Source organism: Polaribacter filamentus, assembly GCF_002943715.1.
Lineage (GTDB): Bacteria > Bacteroidota > Bacteroidia > Flavobacteriales > Flavobacteriaceae > Polaribacter > Polaribacter filamentus.
The window spans coordinates 3,039,812-3,059,806 of record NZ_MQUA01000013.1 but is presented as its reverse complement, the minus strand read 5'-3'; the positions used below and the strand labels follow the sequence as shown (position 1 = coordinate 3,059,806).

The window sequence follows — 19,995 nt, the reverse complement described above, 5'->3', positions numbered from 1 at the left end:
AATCCTGAATGAGGGTCTAATGTATCAATCTTTCAATTTAAAAATGTAATAATTGCGCGCTCAGAAATGCATTGTTATATTGTTTTATTAACTCATTAATACATTAAAAAAAATGCCTTTTTATCATCAATTAGGGATAATCCCACCAAAAAGACACACACAATTTCGTAAAAAAGACGGAACGTTATATTACGAACAATTGTTCGGTACCATTGGTTTTGACGGAATGTCTACCAATTCATATCATGAATACAGACCTACAATGGTTAAGAAAATTGGAAAGCAATACTCTGTAAAACCAAAAATTGCCAAAGCCAATAACATTCAATCTTACAGGTTTCGTGGATTTCAAGTTCCGCAAGAAGACGATTATTTAGAAAGTAGAAAAATCGTTTTAACAAATTCAGATTGTAACATCATTTTAGCGGCGCCAAAAAAATCGACTACAGATTATTTCTATAAAAATACAGATGCAGATGAGGTGATTTTTATTCATAAAGGAAGCGGGAAACTAAGAACACATCTTGGAAACATCGATTTTAAATATGGAGATTATCTCGTAATTCCGCGTGGCATTATTTACAAACTAGATTTTGATGATGAGAATAATAGACTTTTCATTGTAGAGTCCTATTCACCAGTCTACACGCCAAAACGCTATAGAAATTATTTCGGACAATTACTAGAGCATTCTCCTTTTTGCGAGCGAGATATCCGAAGACCATATGAATTAGAAACAAATTACGAATTAGGAGATTTCTTAATCAAAGTAAAAAAACAAGGCGAAATTACAGAAATGACATACGCGTCGCATCCTTTTGATGTGGTTGGTTATGACGGTTATAATTATCCGTATGCATTTTCAATTCACGATTTTGAACCAATAACAGGTCGTATTCATCAACCGCCACCAGTGCACCAAACCTTTGAAACCAATGCGCTTGTAATTTGCAGTTTTGTGCCACGTATGTATGACTATCACCCAGACTCAATTCCTGCACCTTACAGTCACAGTAACATCGATTCAGATGAGGTATTGTACTATGTAGATGGCGATTTTATGAGCAGAAATGACATCGATCAAGGTCATATCTCTTTACATCCGTCAGGTATTCCTCATGGACCGCACCCAGGAACTGCAGAAAAGAGTATCGGAAAAACAAAAACAGAAGAATTGGCCGTGATGGTAGATACTTTTAAACCCTTGCAGGTTACAGAAGAAGCAATGAAAATTGCCGATGAAGAATATTATAAATCTTGGTTAGAGTAAAATAATTATTAGAAGCTATTTCCTGCTTTCCTCTATATCTTTTTGTGAAAAACAAAAAGTATGCCGATGCAATCAGGGCTAAACTTGTTTAAAAAACATAGCTTTAATTAAATAACTCATTTATAAACACAAAGACGACATAGGTTTTTAAAACCTGTGTCATCTATAAAACATAAAGATGGCAAAAGAAATAAAATTAGGAGACTACGATTTAGAAAAAATATTCGAAGGAGCACAAGATTTCCTTCCATTACTGGGAACAGATTACGTAGAATTCTACGTTGGTAACGCAAAACAAGCTGCACACTTTTATAAAACAGCATTTGGTTTTCAATCGCATGCGTATAAAGGGTTAGAAACAGGCTCTAAAGATTCTGTGAGTTATGTGCTAACGCAAGATAAAATTAAAATTATTTTAACAACCCCGTTAAATAGCAAATCACCAATAAACGACCATATTGTGCAACATGGTGATGGTGTAAAAGTGGTAGCACTTTGGGTTGAAGATGCAAGACAAGCTTACAAAGAAACTACATCAAGAGGTGCAAAATCGTACATGGAACCAACTGTTGAAAAAGACGAATTTGGTGAAGTTGTAAGAGCAGGAATCTATACATACGGAGAAACGGTGCACATGTTTGTAGAGCGTAAAAACTATACAGGAACATTTTTGCCAGGATTTGTAAAATGGGAATCAGAGTATAATCCGCCAAGTTCAGGTTTAAAATACATAGATCACATGGTTGGTAATGTGGGTTGGAACCAAATGAATACTTGGGTAAAATTTTATGAAGATGTTATGGGTTTTGTAAACTTTTTATCTTTTGATGATAAGCAAATTCATACAGAATATTCTGCATTAATGAGTAAAGTAATGTCTAACGGAAACGGGAGAATTAAGTTTCCAATTAATGAGCCAGCAAAAGGAAAAAAACGTTCTCAAATTGAAGAGTATTTAGACTTTTATGAAGGTGCAGGTGTACAGCATATTGCAATGGCTTCCGATGATATTATAAAAACAGTTTCGCAATTAAAAGCAAACGGAATAGAGTTTTTGTCAACGCCACCGGAAGCATATTACAGAGCAGTTCCTGGAAGATTAGAAACTTTTAGTCACGAATTGAAAGAAGATATCGAAAAATTAAAAGGCTTAGGAATTATGATAGATGCCGATGAAGAAGGGTATTTATTGCAAATTTTCACAAAACCATTAGAAGACAGACCAACGTTATTTTTTGAAATTATACAAAGAATGGGTGCAAAAGGTTTTGGGGCAGGAAACTTTAAAGCATTGTTTGAATCTATAGAGAGAGAGCAAGCTAAAAGAGGAACGTTGTAAAAAGAGAAAAGACAAAATTAGAGCCAAGAAACAAGACAGATTTGATGAACTGAGTTATTTCAATTTTTATTTTAAATTGCACTAAATTTCAAGAATCAAAATCCATCTTGTTTCTTGGCTCAAAGTCATCTTGAATCTAAAAACTAAAATGAACAAAGACGAAATATTAAAAGCAATAGAAGAAAAGTACGATAAATTAGGTGTTCCTGTAGATGCAATGTTAGAAGGTTTGCTCTGGAGTACACCAATTACGTATTGGGATTATATTCAAACAGACGCGCTTTTAGGTTTGCAAATTCCGAGAACAACACAGCCAGATGAAATGGTTTTTATCATGTATCATCAAGTAAATGAGTTGTTATTTAAAATGATTTTATGGGAAATTGATCAAGTTGCAAAAACCGAAGAGGTTTCTGCTGATAAATTTTCAATGCATTTAGGCAGAATCAGTAGGTATTTTGATATGCTTTGCAGTTCTTTTGATGTGATGGCTGACGGAATGGAAAAAGAGCAATATTTAAAATTTAGAAATACATTAACGCCCGCAAGCGGATTTCAAAGTGCACAATACCGTAAAATTGAATTTGCATCCACAGAATTAATTAATTTAATTGATGCACGTTTTAGAGCAGATATTGATAGAAATTCGTCATTTAAAAACGCATACAATCATTTGTATTGGCAAGCTGCAGGTAAAAATTATACAACAGGACAAAAATCGACTTTATTAAATCTTTTTGAGAAAAAATATTTAGGGGATTTTATCGATTTCATGGAAGATTATAATGACATTAATCTTTCAAAAAAGTTTAAACAATTACCAAAAGACGTTCAAGAAAATAAAGAACTAATAAAAGCAATGCGTCATTATGATTATACCGTAAATGTAAAGTGGGTAATGGCTCATTACAATGCCGCTGGCAAATATTTAGGAGGAAAAGACAAAGATTTAGAAGCAACAGGCGGCAGTAGTTGGCGTAAATATATGCACCCAAAATACCAACGAAGAATTTTCTATCCATTTTTATGGAGTGAAGAAGAATTGAAAAATTGGGGAACATTCTAAAAATCATAAAGTTGTATTAAAAAGTCGTTTACAAATTATTTTAAACGATTTTTTTTGTTTTTGGAACGGTAATTGTCATTCCTTTTTTATAAGTTTGAATCTTTTATGAAAAAATATATCCTATTAGTTTTTATCTTACTTTTTTTGACAACTACTTTCAGTCAAGAAAAACCCGTTGCTTTTAAAAGTGGAGAATGGTTGCGTTATAAAATGAGTTACAGTGGTTTTATACGCGCAGGAACAGCAGTTTTAGAAGTTAGTGAGAAAGAATATAATGGTAAAAAAGTTTTTTATTCTAAAGGTACAGGTTGGACTTCTGGTATGATAAAATGGTTTTTTGAAGTAGATGACCTATACGAATCGTATTTTGACCAAGCAGATGTAAAACCATATCTTTTTAAAAGAAAGATTGATGAAGGTGGTTATAAAAAACATAGAATAACTTCTTTTAATCACGAAGCTAAAAAAGCATATATTCAAGATTTTACATTGCAAAAAGATACTTCAGTAGCTTTCACAAATGTGCAAGACATGCTTTCTTCTTTCTATTTTTTAAGAAATACAGGCACAAAAGATTTAAAAATTGGGGATGAAATAAAACTAGATTTGTTTTTAGATGCTCAAATATACCCTTTTAAACTTCGCTTTTTAGGAAGAGAAGTTTTAAAAACCAACTTCGGGAGAGTGAATACTTTAGTTTTTAGACCCCTGGTTCAATCCGGTAGAATTTTTAAAGAACAAGAGAGTGTAACACTTTGGATAACGGATGATGCAAATAAAATTCCAATAAAAATGGCAGCTTCTTTAAGAGTAGGTTCTTTAAGAGCAGAGTTGGAGGGCTATAGAGGTTTGGCAAATCCTTTTCAAAGTTTTTAGAAAAGTTTAACAAAATCGCGGCATCAAGTTGTACTTTTTAGATTGAAAATAAATCAATTTTATTTGTACTTTTGAAAATTATCCAAAAAAAGTATAAAATTTTTGAAAAAAATAGCCATTTTATTAGCTGTCATTTTATGTTTCTCTTCTTGTAAAAAAGAAAAACATAAACCTGCAGTTAAGATTGAAGTACAACCTAAGCCAGAAATTAAATTTGGTTATAAATTAGATGATTACAAAGTGATACATGACACCATTAAAAATGGGGAAAGTTTTGGTCAAATTTTAGACAGACATCATGTTTACTATCCAAAGATAAATCAAATTGCAACTTCAATTACAGGGATTTTTGACGTTAGAAGAGTAAGAGCAGGTAAGCCTTATATGATTCTAGCCAGCAAAGATTCTACAGAAAAAGCCCAAATTTTCATTTATAAACACGATAAAATAAATGCAACAGTTGTAGATTTTAAAGGCTCTTCAATTACCGCTAAACGTTTTAAAAAACCAATTAAGGTCGTAGAAAAAGAAGTAACGGGAATTATAAATTCTAGTCTTTCTGAAACTATGGACGGTTTAGGGTTAAAACCAAATTTAACATGGACAATTGCAGATATTTACGCTTGGACTTTAGATTTTTATGCACTTCAAAAAGGAGATTCTTTTAAACTTGTTTATGAAGAAAAGTTTATAGATGACAGCATTTTCGCGGGTTATGGAAATGTAAAATCAGCAGTTTTTAATCACAAAGGGAAAAATTTATTTGCTTTTAGATTTATTGCAGATTCTATAAAAGGAATCCCAGAATTTTACGATCAAGCGGGTAATATGTTGCGCAGTCAGTTTCTAAAAGCGCCAATCAAATTTCAATATAGAATTTCCTCAAGATATAATTTAACAAGAAGAATTGCGTATTATGGAAACAAAATTAGACCTCATAAAGGTACTGATTTTGCTGCAAATATTAATACGCCAATTATCGCAACCGCTAGCGGAACGGTTGTCGAATCTGAAAGAAGAGGCGGTAATGGTAATTATGTAAAAATTAAACATAACAGCACGTATTCCACGCAGTATTTGCATATGAGTAAAAGAAAAGTAAATAAAGGAAATTACGTAAAACAAGGAGCTGTTATTGGTTGGGTAGGAATGACCGGGAATACTGGAGGCCCCCATGTTTGTTATCGTTTTTGGAAATTTGGCAAACAAGTAGATCCTTTAAGAGAAAAATTACCATCCGCAGAACCTTTGGCAGAGAATATTAAGCCTGAGTATTACAAGTTTATTAAACCTTTAAAATATCAATTAGAAAACAAACAAGTTCCAGTAAAAAAACTTCAAATACTTACTGAAACAATTGCAAAAAAATAAAAAATGGCTTTAAAAAATAGTAATCCAACTACAACACAATCTTGGAAAGAATTAACAAATCATTTTAAAGATATTCAAAACATCAATATTAAAGATTTAAGTAAAGAAGAGCACAGAAAAGAAGATTTTTCTATCGAATTTGGTGATTTATTAGTTGATTTTTCTAAAAACAGAATCACAAAAAAAACGATTCATTTATTAGTAGAATTAGCTAAAGAAGTAGGATTAAAAGAAGCAATTGAGAGTCAGTTTACTGGTGATAAAATTAATGTAACGGAAGACAGGGCCGTAATGCATACTGCTTTAAGAAGTACTTCTGATGTTCCTGTTTTGGTGGAAGGGAAAAACATAAAACCACAAATACAAACCGCTTTAAGAAAGATAAAAAGCTTTAGTAATAAAGTGATTTCTGGAAAGTGGAAAGGATATACAGGTAAATCAATTACTGATATTGTAAATATTGGAATTGGTGGTTCGGACCTTGGGCCAGATATGATTGTAGAATCTTTACAGTTTTATAAAAATCAATTGACAACGCATTTTGTTTCTAATATTGATGGAGATCATGTTTCTGAAATTATCAAGAAATTAAACCCAGAAACTACCCTGTTTGTAATTGTTTCTAAAACATTTACAACCCAAGAAACCATCACAAATGCAGAAACTTTAAAAAATTGGTTTTTAAAATCGGCAACTATTTTTGATATTCCAAAACATTTTGTGGCAGTTTCTTCCAATTTACAAGCGGTAGATAATTTCGGAATTGACAAAAGCAATGTTTTCCCTATGTGGGATTGGGTTGGAGGTCGTTTTTCTTTATGGTCTGCAGTTGGTTTATCAATCAGTTTGTCTGTTGGTTTTAATAATTATAAAGCACTTTTAGAAGGGGCTGAAGAAATGGATATTCATTACAGAAATGAAGATTTCGATAAAAATATTCCTGTTATTTTGGCGCTTATCAGCATTTGGTACAATAATTTTTACTTAGCAGAAACCGAAGCTGTTTTACCTTATTCTCAGTATTTAAAGAAACTTCCAGATTATTTGCAACAGGCAATTATGGAAAGTAACGGAAAAGGAGTTGATAGAAACGGAGATAAAGTTGATTATCAAACAGGAACTATTGTTTGGGGAAGTACCGGTACAAATATGCAGCATGCTTTTATGCAATTAGTGCATCAAGGTACAAAGTTAATTCCTGCAGACTTTATTGGTTACAAGCAATCATTGTATGGTTTAACAGATCATCACAAGAAATTAATGGCAAATTATTACGGACAAATGGAAGCTTTAGCTTTTGGTAAAAGTAAAGAAGAAGTTCATTTAGAATTAAAGTTTTCTGGTGATGAAGCTAAAATAAATCAATTGTTACCTTTCAAAGTTTTTGAAGGTAATAGACCAAGCAACGCTATTCTTTTTGATAAATTAACACCTAGATCTTTAGGTAAGCTAGTAGCGTTATACGAGCACAAAATATATACCCAAGGTATTTTATGGAACATCTATAGTTTTGACCAATTTGGTGTTGAATTAGGGAAGGAATTAGCTAAAAATTTGTTGAATAAACAATAAAACGGTATTCATTATACAATTAATTAATATTTTAACTTTTATATGTCTTTGAATTAACATATATAAATGTATTTAAGTATTTCATTTTAAATCAATTAAGATTTAATACACCCCTTTTCATTGTCTTAATTTATTGTTAAAAATTAACATTAAATTAACATTAAAAACCGAAAAAAGATAGAATTTTGCAAAAAAATAAATAACCGCAAAATTTAACAATGAAAAAATAACAAAATTTTTACTAACATTTGTTGCGATTCTATTCGCTTCAGTATCGATTGCGCAAATTACTTCATCTAGTATGAATGGAAGAGTTACAGATGATGCAGGGCCTATAATGGGAGCCTCAGTATTAGCAACACACACCCCGTCAGGTACAACTTACGGTACTACAACAAATATGGAAGGGCGTTATAATTTGCCCGGTATGCGAGTAGGTGGTCCTTACAGTATAAAAGTATCTTATCTTGGTTATGGAGAAAACGTTACTTTTAATATTATGATCAATTTAGGAGCATCTTATGTTCATAATATAGTTTTAACTGAGGAAAATGTTTCTTTAGATGAAATACTTATTTCTTCAAAAAGATCAAAGTTTTCAGCAGATAAAACAGGTGCAACAACAAATATTTCTAACGCAGATTTAGCAATTATGCCAACTGTAAGCAGAAGTATTACTGATATCGCTCGTCTTTCGCCATACGCAAATGGTATGAGTATTGCTGGTGGTGATGGTCGTTCAACCAACTTTACAGTTGATGGTGCTAACTTTAACAATAATTTTGGATTAAGTTCTAGTTTACCTGGTGGTGGAAGTCCTATTTCAATAGATGCTATTGAAGAAATTCAAGTTGTAATTGCTCCTTTTGATGTTCGTCAAACGAACTTCATCGGCGGAGGTATCAATGCAATTACCAAATCTGGAACTAATAAATTTAAAGGTTCTGCATATACTTATTTTAACAATCAAGATATGCGAGGTAACAGAGTTGGTGACGTTGATTTTGGAGTTAGACCGGAAGAATCTTCAACAACTTATGGTATGACTTTTGGAGGGCCAATTATTAAAGATAAATTGTTCTTTTTTGTAAATTTAGAAGCTATAGATAAGCCAGGTCAAGTTGTTCTTTGGAGAGCTTCTGAAGACGGTGTTGCCAATTTAGATTTATTGCAGTCTAGAGCAAGCACAGCGGATATGGACAGAGTTAGAAACCACCTAAAAGATAACTATGGCTATGAAACAGGTTCTTATTCAGATTTTCCTGGAGATGAAACTAACAGAAAACTTTTAGTTCGTTTAGATTGGAACATCAATGATGCACACAAATTAAGTATGCGTTATAATTATACCAAAAACCAGGGATGGAACCCTACGAATGGAAACTCAACTGATGCAGGTGTCCGTAACAGAAATATGAATCGTATTTCAGAAAATTCTATGGCTTTTTCTAATTCTATTTATTCCACAGACAATATTGTGAATACAGTATCCTTCGATTTGAATAGTAGATTTTCTGATAAATTATCAAATCAGTTCCTTGCTACGTATTCTCAAATTAAAGACGCACGTGGTTCTGAATCTTCACCATTTCCGTTTATAGATATTATGAATGGAGTAACACCAGCAGGCGGTCAAATTGTAGAACCTTACATATCTGCAGGTTATGAATTATTTACATGGAACAACGCTGTAAACAACAACACCTTAACAGTTTTTAATAATTTAACGTATTATGCAGATAATCATAAAATTGTTGCAGGTGTAAGTTTCGAGCGTCAATTTGCGAACAATTCATATATGCGTAATGGAAGAGGTTATTACAGATACGCTAGTATAGATGATTTTTTGAACCAAGCTGCACCAAGAGATTTTGCATTAACGTATGGTTATGATGGTGAGGTAAACCCTACTGCAGAAGTTGCTTTTAATCAGTTAGGAATATATGCTCAAGATGATTGGGATATAAATAAAAACTTTAAATTATCTTATGGTATTCGTGCCGATTATTTAAGATATGACGATAATATTCTTACAAATAATTCAATTTTAGACCTTGATTTTGGAGGTACTAGCATTGATACAGGTGTATGGCCAGAAGCCAATGTTTTATTTTCGCCAAGAGTTGGTTTTGCTTGGGATATTAATGGAGACAAGACAATGAAATTACGTGGTGGAACAGGTGTTTTTACAGGAAGGTTGCCACTAGTGTTTTTTACAAATATGCCAACAAACTCTGGTATGGTGCAGGGTAGTTATGCTGCAGTTACTAGATATAATGCAGATGGTTCTGTAAGATCTGCAGATCCTGCTTTAGCAGGTTTAGCAGGCCCTATAATTACGAACACAGATGAAATGATTCAACGTTTAGGATTGCCTAACACAATTACTCCAGAAGATGGTGTTTTGCCAAGGGATATAAATAGTGTAGATCCTAATTTTAAAATGCCACAAGTATGGAAAACTTCTTTAGCTTTAGATTATGAAGTTCCAGTTGATTTCCCTCTTTTTGTTACAGTTGAAGGAATTGCTACAAGAAATATTAATGGTGTAATGCTTAAAAATCTTAATTTAGAACAACCAGATGCCACTTGGGAACGCTTTTCTGGACCAGACAATAGATATATTTACCCAAGCTCAGCTGATATAGAATACACATCTAGAGACGCTTTTGCTCTTTCTAATAATAGTGAAGGTTGGGGAGCAATTGGTAATATAACCGTAAATGCAGAGCCAATAAAAGATTTAAAATTAATGGCTGCATATACCTATACTGAATCACAAGAACTTTCTGGGATGCCAGGAAGTAGTGCGCGTTCTGCATACAATGGTCTTATTTCAATTAATGGTCCACATTTACCTAATCTAGAACGTTCACAGTTTGTGGTGCCAAGCAAAGTAATTGCATCTGCTTCTTACAAAATTCCATGGGCAACTGATAAATTTAAATCGTCTACTTTAGTGAACGTATTTTATTCTGGTTCTAATGCATATACTTATGGCTATACGTATTCTAATGATATGAATAATGATGGTATTTTTACAGACTTAATTTATATTCCTTCAGGAAGAGGTGATATTAATTTTATATCTCAAGCAGACGAAGATGCTTTCTTTAATTTTATGGAACAAGACAGTTACTTAAAAGCAAATAAAGGTAGTTATGCAGGAGCTAATGCAGCTGTTGCACCTTGGGTTCATAATTTCGACTTAAGAATATTACGTGAATACTATATTAAAGTAGGTGAAACTAATAATACTTTACAATTTAGTTTTGACATCATGAACGTTGGTAATCTTTTAAACTCAACTTGGGGTGTTACTCAAAGTAATAGAGTGTCAAATAATGGACAAATTTTAAAATATGAGGGTGTAGATACTACGAATAACGAGCCTACTTTTTCTTTCACAAAAATTGGTGGTGAGTATATAAATGAAACATTTGATTATGATTTTAACTTTAATCAGGCTTGGAGATTGCAAGTAGGAGTTAAGTATTCTTTCTAAACATAGATTTTCTTAATTTTGAAAAGAAAATACAAGTTGATTTGTTTTGACGAACTAACTTTAAACAAAAATTCTATTTAGAAATAGAAATTTTCTCTAAAACCACCTCAATTGAGGTGGTTTTTTTTTTACAAAAATTAGTAATTTAACAAATTATTAATTTTATGTTAATAAAATTTTTGATGTTTAACATTTGGATAATTTTCTAAAAAGCATTTTTTTTTTACAATTAATTATCTTAATTTCGCATTAATATTTAACATTTAGTTAACATATCACGTCTGTAAAAGAAACATTTTTACAGAAATTTAAATAACACATAATTTAGACAATGAAAAATTTTAAAAACTTATTATTTATAGCTTTGTTTTTTGCAACAGCTACAGTTTTAGGACAAACTAAAATTTCAGGTATTATCGTTGATGAAACAAATCAACCTTTACCCGGAGCAAGTGTTTTAGAAAAAGGAACTAAAAACGGAACAACTACTGATTTTGATGGTAATTTTACATTATCGGCAAAATCTAACTCTGGTGTTCTTGTTATTTCGTTTATTGGTTACACTAGAAAAGAAGTTGTTTTTTCTTCTTCAAAAACGAACATTGGTTCTATTAAATTAGTTGAAGACCAAGGCTCTTTAAATGAAATAGTTGTAACAGCTACTTCGTTTGCAATTGATAGAAAAACGCCAGTGGCTGTTTCTACAATAAGAGCTGCAGATATTGTAGTAAAATTAGGAACTCAAGAATTCCCAGAAATTTTAAAATCAACTCCTGGTGTTTATGCAACTAAAACAGGCGGTGGTTATGGAGATTCTAGAATTAACTTAAGAGGATTTGGTTCAGAAAATGTTGCGGTTATGATTAACGGAGTTCCTGTTAATGATATGGAAAACGGATCAGTATATTGGTCTAACTGGGCTGGTTTATCAGATGTAACATCTGCAATGCAGGTTCAAAGAGGTTTAGGAGCTTCAAAAGTTGCTGTGCCTTCAATTGGAGGAACTATCAATATTATCTCTAAATCTTCTGATGCAGAAAAAGGGGGTAACATAAAAATGAGTACTGGTAATAATGGGTATCAAAAATATGGAATGACTTTATCTACTGGATTATTAGATAACGGCCTTGCAATTACTGCATCGGCTGCTAAAATTTCTGGTGATGGTTACGTAGATGGACTTCAATTTAGTGGTGTAAATTATTTTTTGAATGTATCTAAAGTTTTTAACGATGATCATCAGTTATCTTTTAATGTAATTGGCGCTCAACAAACTCACGGACAAAGATTTAATACAAGAACTATTGCTCAAAATAGAGCAACTGAACAAGGAGGTAAAAGATTTAATCCAGATTGGGGTTATAGAGATGGTCAAGTAGAAAACATTTCTTACAACTTTTATCACAAACCACAAATATCTTTAAATCATGATTGGACAATTTCTGATAGAACTTTCGTAACAACAGCATTGTACGCTTCTTTTGGTAATGGTGGAGGAAGAAGAACTCAAGGTTCTGGAAAATTTACTAATAATGATTACAGACTTGGAGATATAGATCAGCCAATTGATTTTGATAGAATTGTACAAGAAAATAAAGACAAAGGAGCTTTAGGTTCTACGGATGTTTTTGCAGCGTCAAATAATTCTCACGAATGGTATGGAGTTTTATCAACTTTAAAAACAGATTTATCCGAGAATTTAAAATTATCTGTAGGGTTAGATGGAAGATATTATGTAGGAGATCATTATTATGAAATTACAGACTTACTTGGAGGACAATATTATTTAAACCCAAATAAGAACGACAATAACTTTAATGAAGCTTTACAAGTAGGAGATCGTTTTAATAGAGATTATGAAGGTAGAGTTTTAACAACTGGAACATTTTCTCAATTAGAATATTCAGTAGACGACTTATCTGTTTTCTTATCTTCTTCTATTTCAAATACTAGATACGGTAGATCTAGTTTCTTAGATGATGCTACAAATGTGAACGGACAAGTATCTGATAACATAAACTTTTTAGGTTATGGTACTAAAGGTGGAGCAAATTATAATTTAGATGATAATCATAATGTTTTTGCGAACATAGGATATTTTTCTAGAGCGCCTTTTTTAACAGGTGGTGTATTTCTTGGTAATGGAGAAAACGTAGATCCTAATGAAGACGCTACTAATGAAAAGATTTTTAGTGCAGAAATTGGATACGGATTTAGAAGCGAAAAGTTTAATGCAAATGTAAATATTTACAGAACTTCTTGGTTAGATAAATCTATTTCACCTGCAATTTTAGACCCTAATAATGTTGGTCAATTCTTAAATACAAATATAACAGGACTGGATGCTTTACATCAAGGTATAGAAATTGATTTTGTATATCAATTAACTGATAAATTAAATATTACTGGAATGGCATCTTTAGGAGATTGGGAATGGAAAAGTGACGTAAAGGCGGATGTATTTCTTGATTCAGGAGTATTATATAGAGAAATTACTGTAAACGCTGATGGTTTAAAGGTTAATGACGCAGCTCAAACAACTTATGCTTTCGGTTTAAATTATAAAGCTTTAGATAAAACATCTGTTTTCTTAGATTACAACTATGCTGGAGACTTATATGCAAATATCGATTTTAGTCGAGGAACAGAAGATGGTTTAAATACATGGAAAATGCCTGCATATCACTTATTTGATTTAGGTTTCAATCATGGATTTATTATTGGTGAATTAGACGCATTAGTTACTGGTAATATGAACAACATTTTTGATGTTGAATATATATCTGATGCTTTTGATAATGCAGATACACACTCAGCTCAAGATGCAGGAGTATATTATGGAGCTGGTAGAACATTTAGTTTAGGATTAACAGTTAACTTTTAAAAAATATAAATTATGAAAAAATTTTTATTATTATTATCAGTTTTTACGATGGTTTTCACTTCTTGTGACCCATTAGAAGACATCAACGCAGAAGTTGATGCAAAGGCAAACCCGATTGTTGGAGATGTGATTTTTACAATGTCAGATGAGGATTATGAGGCTATAGACGTAACTTTTGGTAATTTCTCTTCAGATGCAGATGCTAAAGAAATGATACCTAAATTATTAAAAAGTAAATATCCTGTTTGGGGTAATAAATCTTCTGCAACGGTAACTTTTAAATTATATAACAAAAAAATGATGAAAAAAGTTTAGTTATTTATACAGCTAAGTCTTCAGATTATACAGATGCAGGTTTAAAATACACAACTATTTCCAGTGATGCTCAAATGACACAATTATTAAACTATTTGTATCCTTCAGCAGCAAACAGGGTGCTAGTTTCTTTAACGTATGATAAATACGATAGTGGGGTTACTTTAAGAGGTGTAGAAGATGGTTTTATTTACTCTAATGGTGCTTGGGAGAAATCTATGGGAATTACTTTAGCTGAATATGCAGCAATGGGAGAGTCTAGAGCTCAGTTTTCTTCGAAGGATGAAGCATTAGTTAAAATTCCAGTATTTTTAAAGAATAAATTTGCTTACGAAGCACCAGTTGCTGGAAATATTCAAGGTGTAATGTATAAACTTTACGTTACAGATACTCAGGATGTTGATGGTGATGGAAGTGTAACAGACAAAACAGTATATAGTTATGTTGTATTTTACATTTACGACGGTATGAATTGGATAAAGTATGAGAATACAATTAATGAAACTATTCAGTTTGGTCATGACGGTACAAGTTGGGTTCCAGACAATACAATTAAATACACTTTAATTAGAAAAGATGATTATGCTTATATGGCATCTCAACTAACGGGTGCTGAATATACAGGACTTGTTGGTAACCTTGCTACCTATGGTGATTTTGATTATAACTGGACTAAAACGCAAATTTATTTTGCTTTAGCATTATTTTTAGAACATCTTGATCCTAATGCAGCAGAAGGTCAAAAATATACTTTAACGTATGTTATTTATGATAATGGTGAGAATGATTATCAAACAAGTTTTATAAAAACAGGCGGAGTTTGGGTTGTTAATTAATTCAAATTAAAAATTTTGCTAAAAACCACCTCAATTGAGGTGGTTTTTTTTTATATAAAATTAGTAACTTTACACCCTTAAAAATTAACAACATTATTATGAAAGATATTCATTCTTATTGGGCTTATTTAGTCTTGGCAATTTTAATTTTTGCTGTCGTAAATGCTATTATAGGGTTTACACAAAAAAAACAGTTTACAGACAAAGATGTGCGCATTGGTTTATTTACATTAATTGTAGCTCACATTCAATTATTAATTGGGTTGGTTTGGTATTTTATGTCCCCTTGGTTCGAAATGCTAAAAACAGATGCAGCATCAGTAATGAAAGACAAAGCAGCACGGTTATTAGCAATAGAACACCCTATAATAATGATTTTAGCAATTGTATTTATAACAATTGGTTGGTCTAAACACAAGAAAAAAACAGAAGACGCTGCAAAATTTAAAACATTCGCAATCTTCTACGGAATCGCTTTGTTATTAATATTGTCTAAAATCCCTTGGAGTAACTGGTTTTAAGTATGAAAATTATAAGCTATATCTTATCATCAATTTTTGCATTGGTTTTTATTTGTTTCTAATTATTTTTCATCCTTTACAGTGGATTGGTTTGAAGGTTTTTGGCTATAAAGGACATAAATTTGTAGTAGATTACATGAATTTGGTTTTAACAAAATCATTATTAATCCTGGGCACGCCAGTATCTATAGAAAACAAGCAGAAATTACCCGATAACACAACGCTAATTTTTGTTTCTAATCATCAAGGTATGTTTGATATTCCTCCAATTATTTGGGCGTTTAGAAAGTACCATCCAAAGTTTGTTTCTAAAATTGAATTAGGAAAAGGAATACCAAGTATTTCATTTAATTTAAGACATGGTGGAGCCGCTCTGATTAATAGAAAGGACCCAAAACAAGCAATTACCGCTTTAGGTAATTTTGCAAAAAAGATACATAAAAATAAGTGGTCTGCAGTTATTTTTCCTGAAGGAACAAGAAGTAGAGATGGCAAATCAAAGGCTTTTGCAATAAACGGATTAAAAGTGCTTACAAAATATAATAAAGAAGGATTTGTTGTACCTTTAACAATTAACAATTCTTGGAAAGTTTTCAAGTATGGAAAATTTCCTTTAGGCGTTTTTAGTCCGATTACGATTACCACACATGCACCAATAAAAATCGATTCTTTACCTTTTGATGAGTTATTAGCACAAACAGAAAAAGTTATAAAAGAACACCTAAAATGATACAATTATGTCAATAAAGAATATCAGAATGGAAGTAATGCAAACACTAGAAAAGAATGTTGATAGTTTTGTAGATGAATTTTTAATTCCAGCAGAAAAAATTTGGCAACCAACAGATTTTTTACCAAACTCCCAAAAAGACACCTTTATTTCTGAAGTAGAAGAAATTAGAGAACTGTCTAAAGAATTACACGACGATTTTTGGGTTGTTTTAGTTGGGGATACAATTACCGAAGAAGCTTTACCAACCTATGAATCTTGGTTGTTAGACATCGACGGCATTTCTCAACAACCAGATAATGGTTGGGCAAGATGGATAAGAGCTTGGACATCCGAAGAAAATAGACATGGTGATGTGTTAAACAAATACTTGTATTTATCAGGACGTGTAAATATGCGTGAAGTAGAAATTTCTACGCAGCATTTAATTGCTGATGGTTTTGATATCGGTACAGCAACAGACCCTTATAAAAACTTTATATATACAAGTTTTCAAGAATTAGCAACGTATGTTTCGCACAATAATGTAGCAAAAATTGCGAAACAAAAAGGACACAAATCATTAGCCAAAATGTCTAAAATTATTGCGGGAGACGAAATGCGTCATCACCAAGCATATTCTCATTTTGTAAAAGAGATTTTTAAGATAGACCCGTCAGAAATGATGTTGGCGTTTCAACATATGATGAAACATAAAATTGTTATGCCTGCCTTGCATTTAAGAGAATCTTTTGGTGCAAAAGGAAGTTTATTTGATAATTTTTCTACGGTTGCGCAAAGAATAGGAGTGTATACTGGTTTCGATTATGTAGATATTCTAAAAAAATTGACGGTAAGTTGGGAAATAGATAAAATAAAAAACCTTACACCAGAAGCAGAAAAAGCAAGAGATTATTTAATGAAACTGCCAGAAAGAATGCAGCGAATTACAGAAAGAATTGTTGTTCCCAATACAAAGTTTGAGTTTAAATGGATGATACCAGCTTAAAGTAATTTCTATTATAAGTCAAATTTTAAATTTTTTTAAACCCTTTTAGATAGCAAAATCTTGAAGGGTTTTTTATAGATATTTTTTAATCAAAAGGTAAGACCGTTGCAAGGAAGTACCTAATAAAAAGCACAAAAATAACACGTTATTATTTATGTTAAATATATGATTGTAAGTATATTAATCTGTAAATTTAGTGTATGAAAATACAAAAACAACCAACTTTAGCCGATAGCATTTGCGATTTACGAGCAAGAAAAATTAAAAAGACATTTTTCACCCAAATAAACACCCTTATCGATTGGGATACGATCTCTATCCTAATAAATAATGATTATTTAAAAGGAAAAAGTGCCACTGGCAAGCCTTCTTATGATGGGACATTACTTTTTAAAATGTGTCTTTTACAAAGTTGGTATGGTTTAAGCGATTATGAAGTTGAAGACCGAATAAATGACAGTCTTTCCTTTAGTTATTTTTGTGGGATGACCATTGAACAGGTTGCTCCAGATCATAGTACTTTAAGTAGGTTTAGAACCGCATTAACCAAAACACAAACCTTCGAAAAATTATTTACCTCCATAAACAAACAGCTAGATGCACATAATATCATTGTAAAAACAGGTTTAATAATAGACGCTAGTGTAATAGATACGCCACTTAGACCAAAAGGAAAAACAAATTTTAAGGTAACCGAAGACCGCTGTGCAGACCAAGTAGAAGTACACAAAGAATATCCAGATAGTGTCGATAAAGAGGGTACTTGGTTAAAGAAAAGAGGAAAGTACCATTTTGGGTTTAAAAAGCATCATGTAACGGATAACGAAGGACTCGTTCTAGGAGTACTAACCACAACTGCGAGCAAAAATGAGATTGCAAATTTGGAGGAAGTTCTAGAAACTGTAAATGTGGTATTACCAAAAGACATCCCTCTAAAGGCAGATAAAGGGTACCAATCAAAGAAAAATGTTGCGATTTTAAAGAAGCGTAATTTAAAGAATCATATCCTTAAAAAGGCGGTAAAAAATAAACCGTTAACAAAATGGGAAACTAGATTCAATAAATTAATAGGAAAAACAAGGTTTAAAGTAGAACGTACTTTTGGAGGAATAAAATTATGGTTTAAAGGTGGAATTGCAAGATATAGAGGGATGAAAAAAATGCATACACAAAATTTGATGGAGGCAATGTGCTACAATTTATATCGAAGTCCAGGGATATTTGCGTCTAATTGTAAAAATTAAGGAAAAATGAAGCCTAAAAAAGGCATTTACTCACTTAAAATAGAAAAAAAATAGCATAATCGATGTTGTAGCTAAAAAAAAGGGAACTCTAAAAAGTAAAATTAATTAAGTTCGCTTTTTGCAACGGTCTTAAGGTGTAAGGATTTAAATCAATTTCAAATAAACAAACAGCATCTTTTTTATAATGTTCGGGTAAACTATTGGTATTTTTTAAATTAAACATCCCAAGAAAATCAAAACCTGCATTTTTATAATATTCAATTAATTTGATGTTTTTGCCTAAAGTATCTAACCGTACAAACTTAATTCCCTTTTCAAAAGCCAATTCTTTAGCCCATTCCACAATGGTATGAACAAAATTATTTCCTCTAAACTTAGGGTTCGTTGCAATTCTATGAATATAAATAGCTGGATCCTTATTTTTTTCTTCCCAAATTTGAGCATCACTAAAAGTAATTGCCCAAATACAAGCAACTTGGTTTTCTATTATTAATTTAAATTGTCTGTTTTCTGCAATTTCAGTGATTACCAATTCTCTTTTAAAATCAGGCCAAACAATCACATTTTCTTTCGTTTTCTGATATTCCGCAGCTAATTTATAAAGTTCAAATACGGTATCAATATCTGCAATCGTTATATTCTTAATTTCCATTATTTATTACTAAATATTAATATGAAACGAATCCATATCATTTAAAAAACCGAGCGTTTCTCTTACTTTAGCTTGATTTTTTTTATTGATAATGGCACTAATAATTCCTACCTCATTTTTAGCCAAACTAGAAAGTTCCTCGCCTAAATAATCAATTGCTAAAGAATTTCCAGAATACTCGTAATTACTAGCATCTTTTCCGGTTCTATTCACACCAACAACGTAGCTCATATTTTCTATGGCACGCGCTTTTAAAAGTGTTTCCCAAGCTTTTATTCTTGTAATCGGCCAATTTGCCATAAAGATTAAAAGATCGCAATTTTCGGTATTCCTAGCCCAAACAGGAAAGCGCAAGTCATAACAAATTAAAGGGCAAATTCTCCATCCTTTATACGTAACAATTAACTTTTCTTTGCCAGAAGTGTACACTTTATGTTCACCAGCCAAAGTAAAAGAATGTCTTTTATTATAAGTTTCAATTTTTCCTGACGGATGCACAAAAATTAATCTATTGTAATAATTTTCACCATCACTAATTACCAAACTTCCAGTTATGGCGATTTGCTTTTCTGTTGCTATTTTTAGCATCCAAGAAACGGAAATTCCGTCCATTTTTTCAGCCACTTTTTCAGGGTTCATCGTAAAACCGGTGGTAAACATCTCTGGCAAAACAATTAAATCGGTGTTTTCTGGTAAACTGTTTATTTTTTCTTCAAAAAAAGTTAAATTCTTCTTCGGATTTTCCCAAAATAAATCTGCCTGAACCCCAACAATACGTAATTTGTTCTTCATTAAAATAAATTTAAAGATTACAGAGCTATAAATG

General features: G+C 31.8%; 16 protein-coding genes. 14 read left to right on the top strand and 2 right to left on the bottom strand.

The window, feature by feature from the left end; translation table 11 throughout:
- Positions 1 to 112: 112 nt before the first annotated feature.
- The 14 genes from BST83_RS15975 (at position 113) to BST83_RS15910 (ending at position 18,517) form a co-directional block, all read left to right on the top strand.
- The gene (locus tag BST83_RS15975; RefSeq protein ID WP_104810645.1) at positions 113 to 1,270 is read left to right on the top strand and encodes a homogentisate 1,2-dioxygenase; all 1,158 of its coding nucleotides are present in this window, start codon (positions 113 to 115) and stop codon (positions 1,268 to 1,270) included.
- Positions 1,271 to 1,448: 178 nt separating this feature from the next.
- The gene (gene hppD, locus BST83_RS15970; protein ID WP_104810644.1) at positions 1,449 to 2,609 is read left to right on the top strand and encodes a 4-hydroxyphenylpyruvate dioxygenase; all 1,161 of its coding nucleotides are present in this window, start codon (positions 1,449 to 1,451) and stop codon (positions 2,607 to 2,609) included.
- Between the two features lie 148 nt (positions 2,610 to 2,757).
- Positions 2,758 to 3,675 (top strand): tryptophan 2,3-dioxygenase family protein, encoded by a 918-nt coding sequence (locus tag BST83_RS15965; protein WP_104810643.1) that lies wholly within the window; start codon positions 2,758 to 2,760, stop codon positions 3,673 to 3,675.
- A 144-nt stretch (positions 3,676 to 3,819) separates the two neighbouring features.
- Positions 3,820 to 4,551: a DUF3108 domain-containing protein gene (locus tag BST83_RS15960; protein WP_367889181.1), complete on the top strand. Its 732-nt coding sequence runs from the start codon at positions 3,820 to 3,822 to the stop codon at positions 4,549 to 4,551.
- Between the two features lie 102 nt (positions 4,552 to 4,653).
- The gene (locus BST83_RS15955; protein WP_104810641.1) at positions 4,654 to 5,922 is read left to right on the top strand and encodes a M23 family metallopeptidase; all 1,269 of its coding nucleotides are present in this window, start codon (positions 4,654 to 4,656) and stop codon (positions 5,920 to 5,922) included.
- 3 nt (positions 5,923 to 5,925) lie between these two features.
- Positions 5,926 to 7,494: a glucose-6-phosphate isomerase gene (gene pgi / locus BST83_RS15950; protein ID WP_104810640.1), complete on the top strand. Its 1,569-nt coding sequence runs from the start codon at positions 5,926 to 5,928 to the stop codon at positions 7,492 to 7,494.
- A gap of 301 nt (positions 7,495 to 7,795) precedes the next feature.
- Positions 7,796 to 10,999, top strand: coding sequence for a TonB-dependent receptor (locus BST83_RS15945; RefSeq protein ID WP_240614791.1), 3,204 nt, complete (start codon positions 7,796 to 7,798; stop codon positions 10,997 to 10,999).
- A 331-nt stretch (positions 11,000 to 11,330) separates the two neighbouring features.
- Positions 11,331 to 13,883 (top strand): TonB-dependent receptor, encoded by a 2,553-nt coding sequence (locus BST83_RS15940; RefSeq protein ID WP_104810638.1) that lies wholly within the window; start codon positions 11,331 to 11,333, stop codon positions 13,881 to 13,883.
- A gap of 12 nt (positions 13,884 to 13,895) precedes the next feature.
- Positions 13,896 to 14,198: a hypothetical protein gene (locus BST83_RS15935; RefSeq protein ID WP_104810637.1), complete on the top strand. Its 303-nt coding sequence runs from the start codon at positions 13,896 to 13,898 to the stop codon at positions 14,196 to 14,198.
- Between the two features lie 74 nt (positions 14,199 to 14,272).
- A complete protein-coding gene (locus BST83_RS15930) occupies positions 14,273 to 15,034 on the top strand; it encodes a hypothetical protein (RefSeq protein ID WP_104810636.1) in 762 nt (253 codons plus the stop codon).
- Positions 15,035 to 15,132: 98 nt separating this feature from the next.
- On the top strand, positions 15,133 to 15,555 hold the full coding sequence (locus tag BST83_RS15925; protein WP_104810635.1) for a hypothetical protein: 423 nt from the start codon (positions 15,133 to 15,135) through the stop codon (positions 15,553 to 15,555).
- 52 nt (positions 15,556 to 15,607) lie between these two features.
- Positions 15,608 to 16,285 (top strand): lysophospholipid acyltransferase family protein, encoded by a 678-nt coding sequence (locus BST83_RS15920; protein ID WP_240614790.1) that lies wholly within the window; start codon positions 15,608 to 15,610, stop codon positions 16,283 to 16,285.
- A gap of 7 nt (positions 16,286 to 16,292) precedes the next feature.
- Positions 16,293 to 17,273 (top strand): acyl-ACP desaturase, encoded by a 981-nt coding sequence (locus BST83_RS15915; protein WP_104810634.1) that lies wholly within the window; start codon positions 16,293 to 16,295, stop codon positions 17,271 to 17,273.
- A 200-nt stretch (positions 17,274 to 17,473) separates the two neighbouring features.
- The gene (locus BST83_RS15910; RefSeq protein WP_104809756.1) at positions 17,474 to 18,517 is read left to right on the top strand and encodes an IS5 family transposase; all 1,044 of its coding nucleotides are present in this window, start codon (positions 17,474 to 17,476) and stop codon (positions 18,515 to 18,517) included.
- A gap of 88 nt (positions 18,518 to 18,605) precedes the next feature.
- Here the strand turns inward: BST83_RS15910 and BST83_RS15905 are convergent, their stop codons facing one another.
- Positions 18,606 to 19,169, bottom strand: a complete 564-nt coding sequence (locus BST83_RS15905) for a GNAT family N-acetyltransferase (protein ID WP_104810633.1) — start codon at positions 19,167 to 19,169, stop codon at positions 18,606 to 18,608.
- Positions 19,170 to 19,178: 9 nt separating this feature from the next.
- A complete protein-coding gene (locus tag BST83_RS15900) occupies positions 19,179 to 19,961 on the bottom strand; it encodes a nitrilase family protein (RefSeq protein WP_104810632.1) in 783 nt (260 codons plus the stop codon).
- Positions 19,962 to 19,995: the final 34 nt, after the last annotated feature.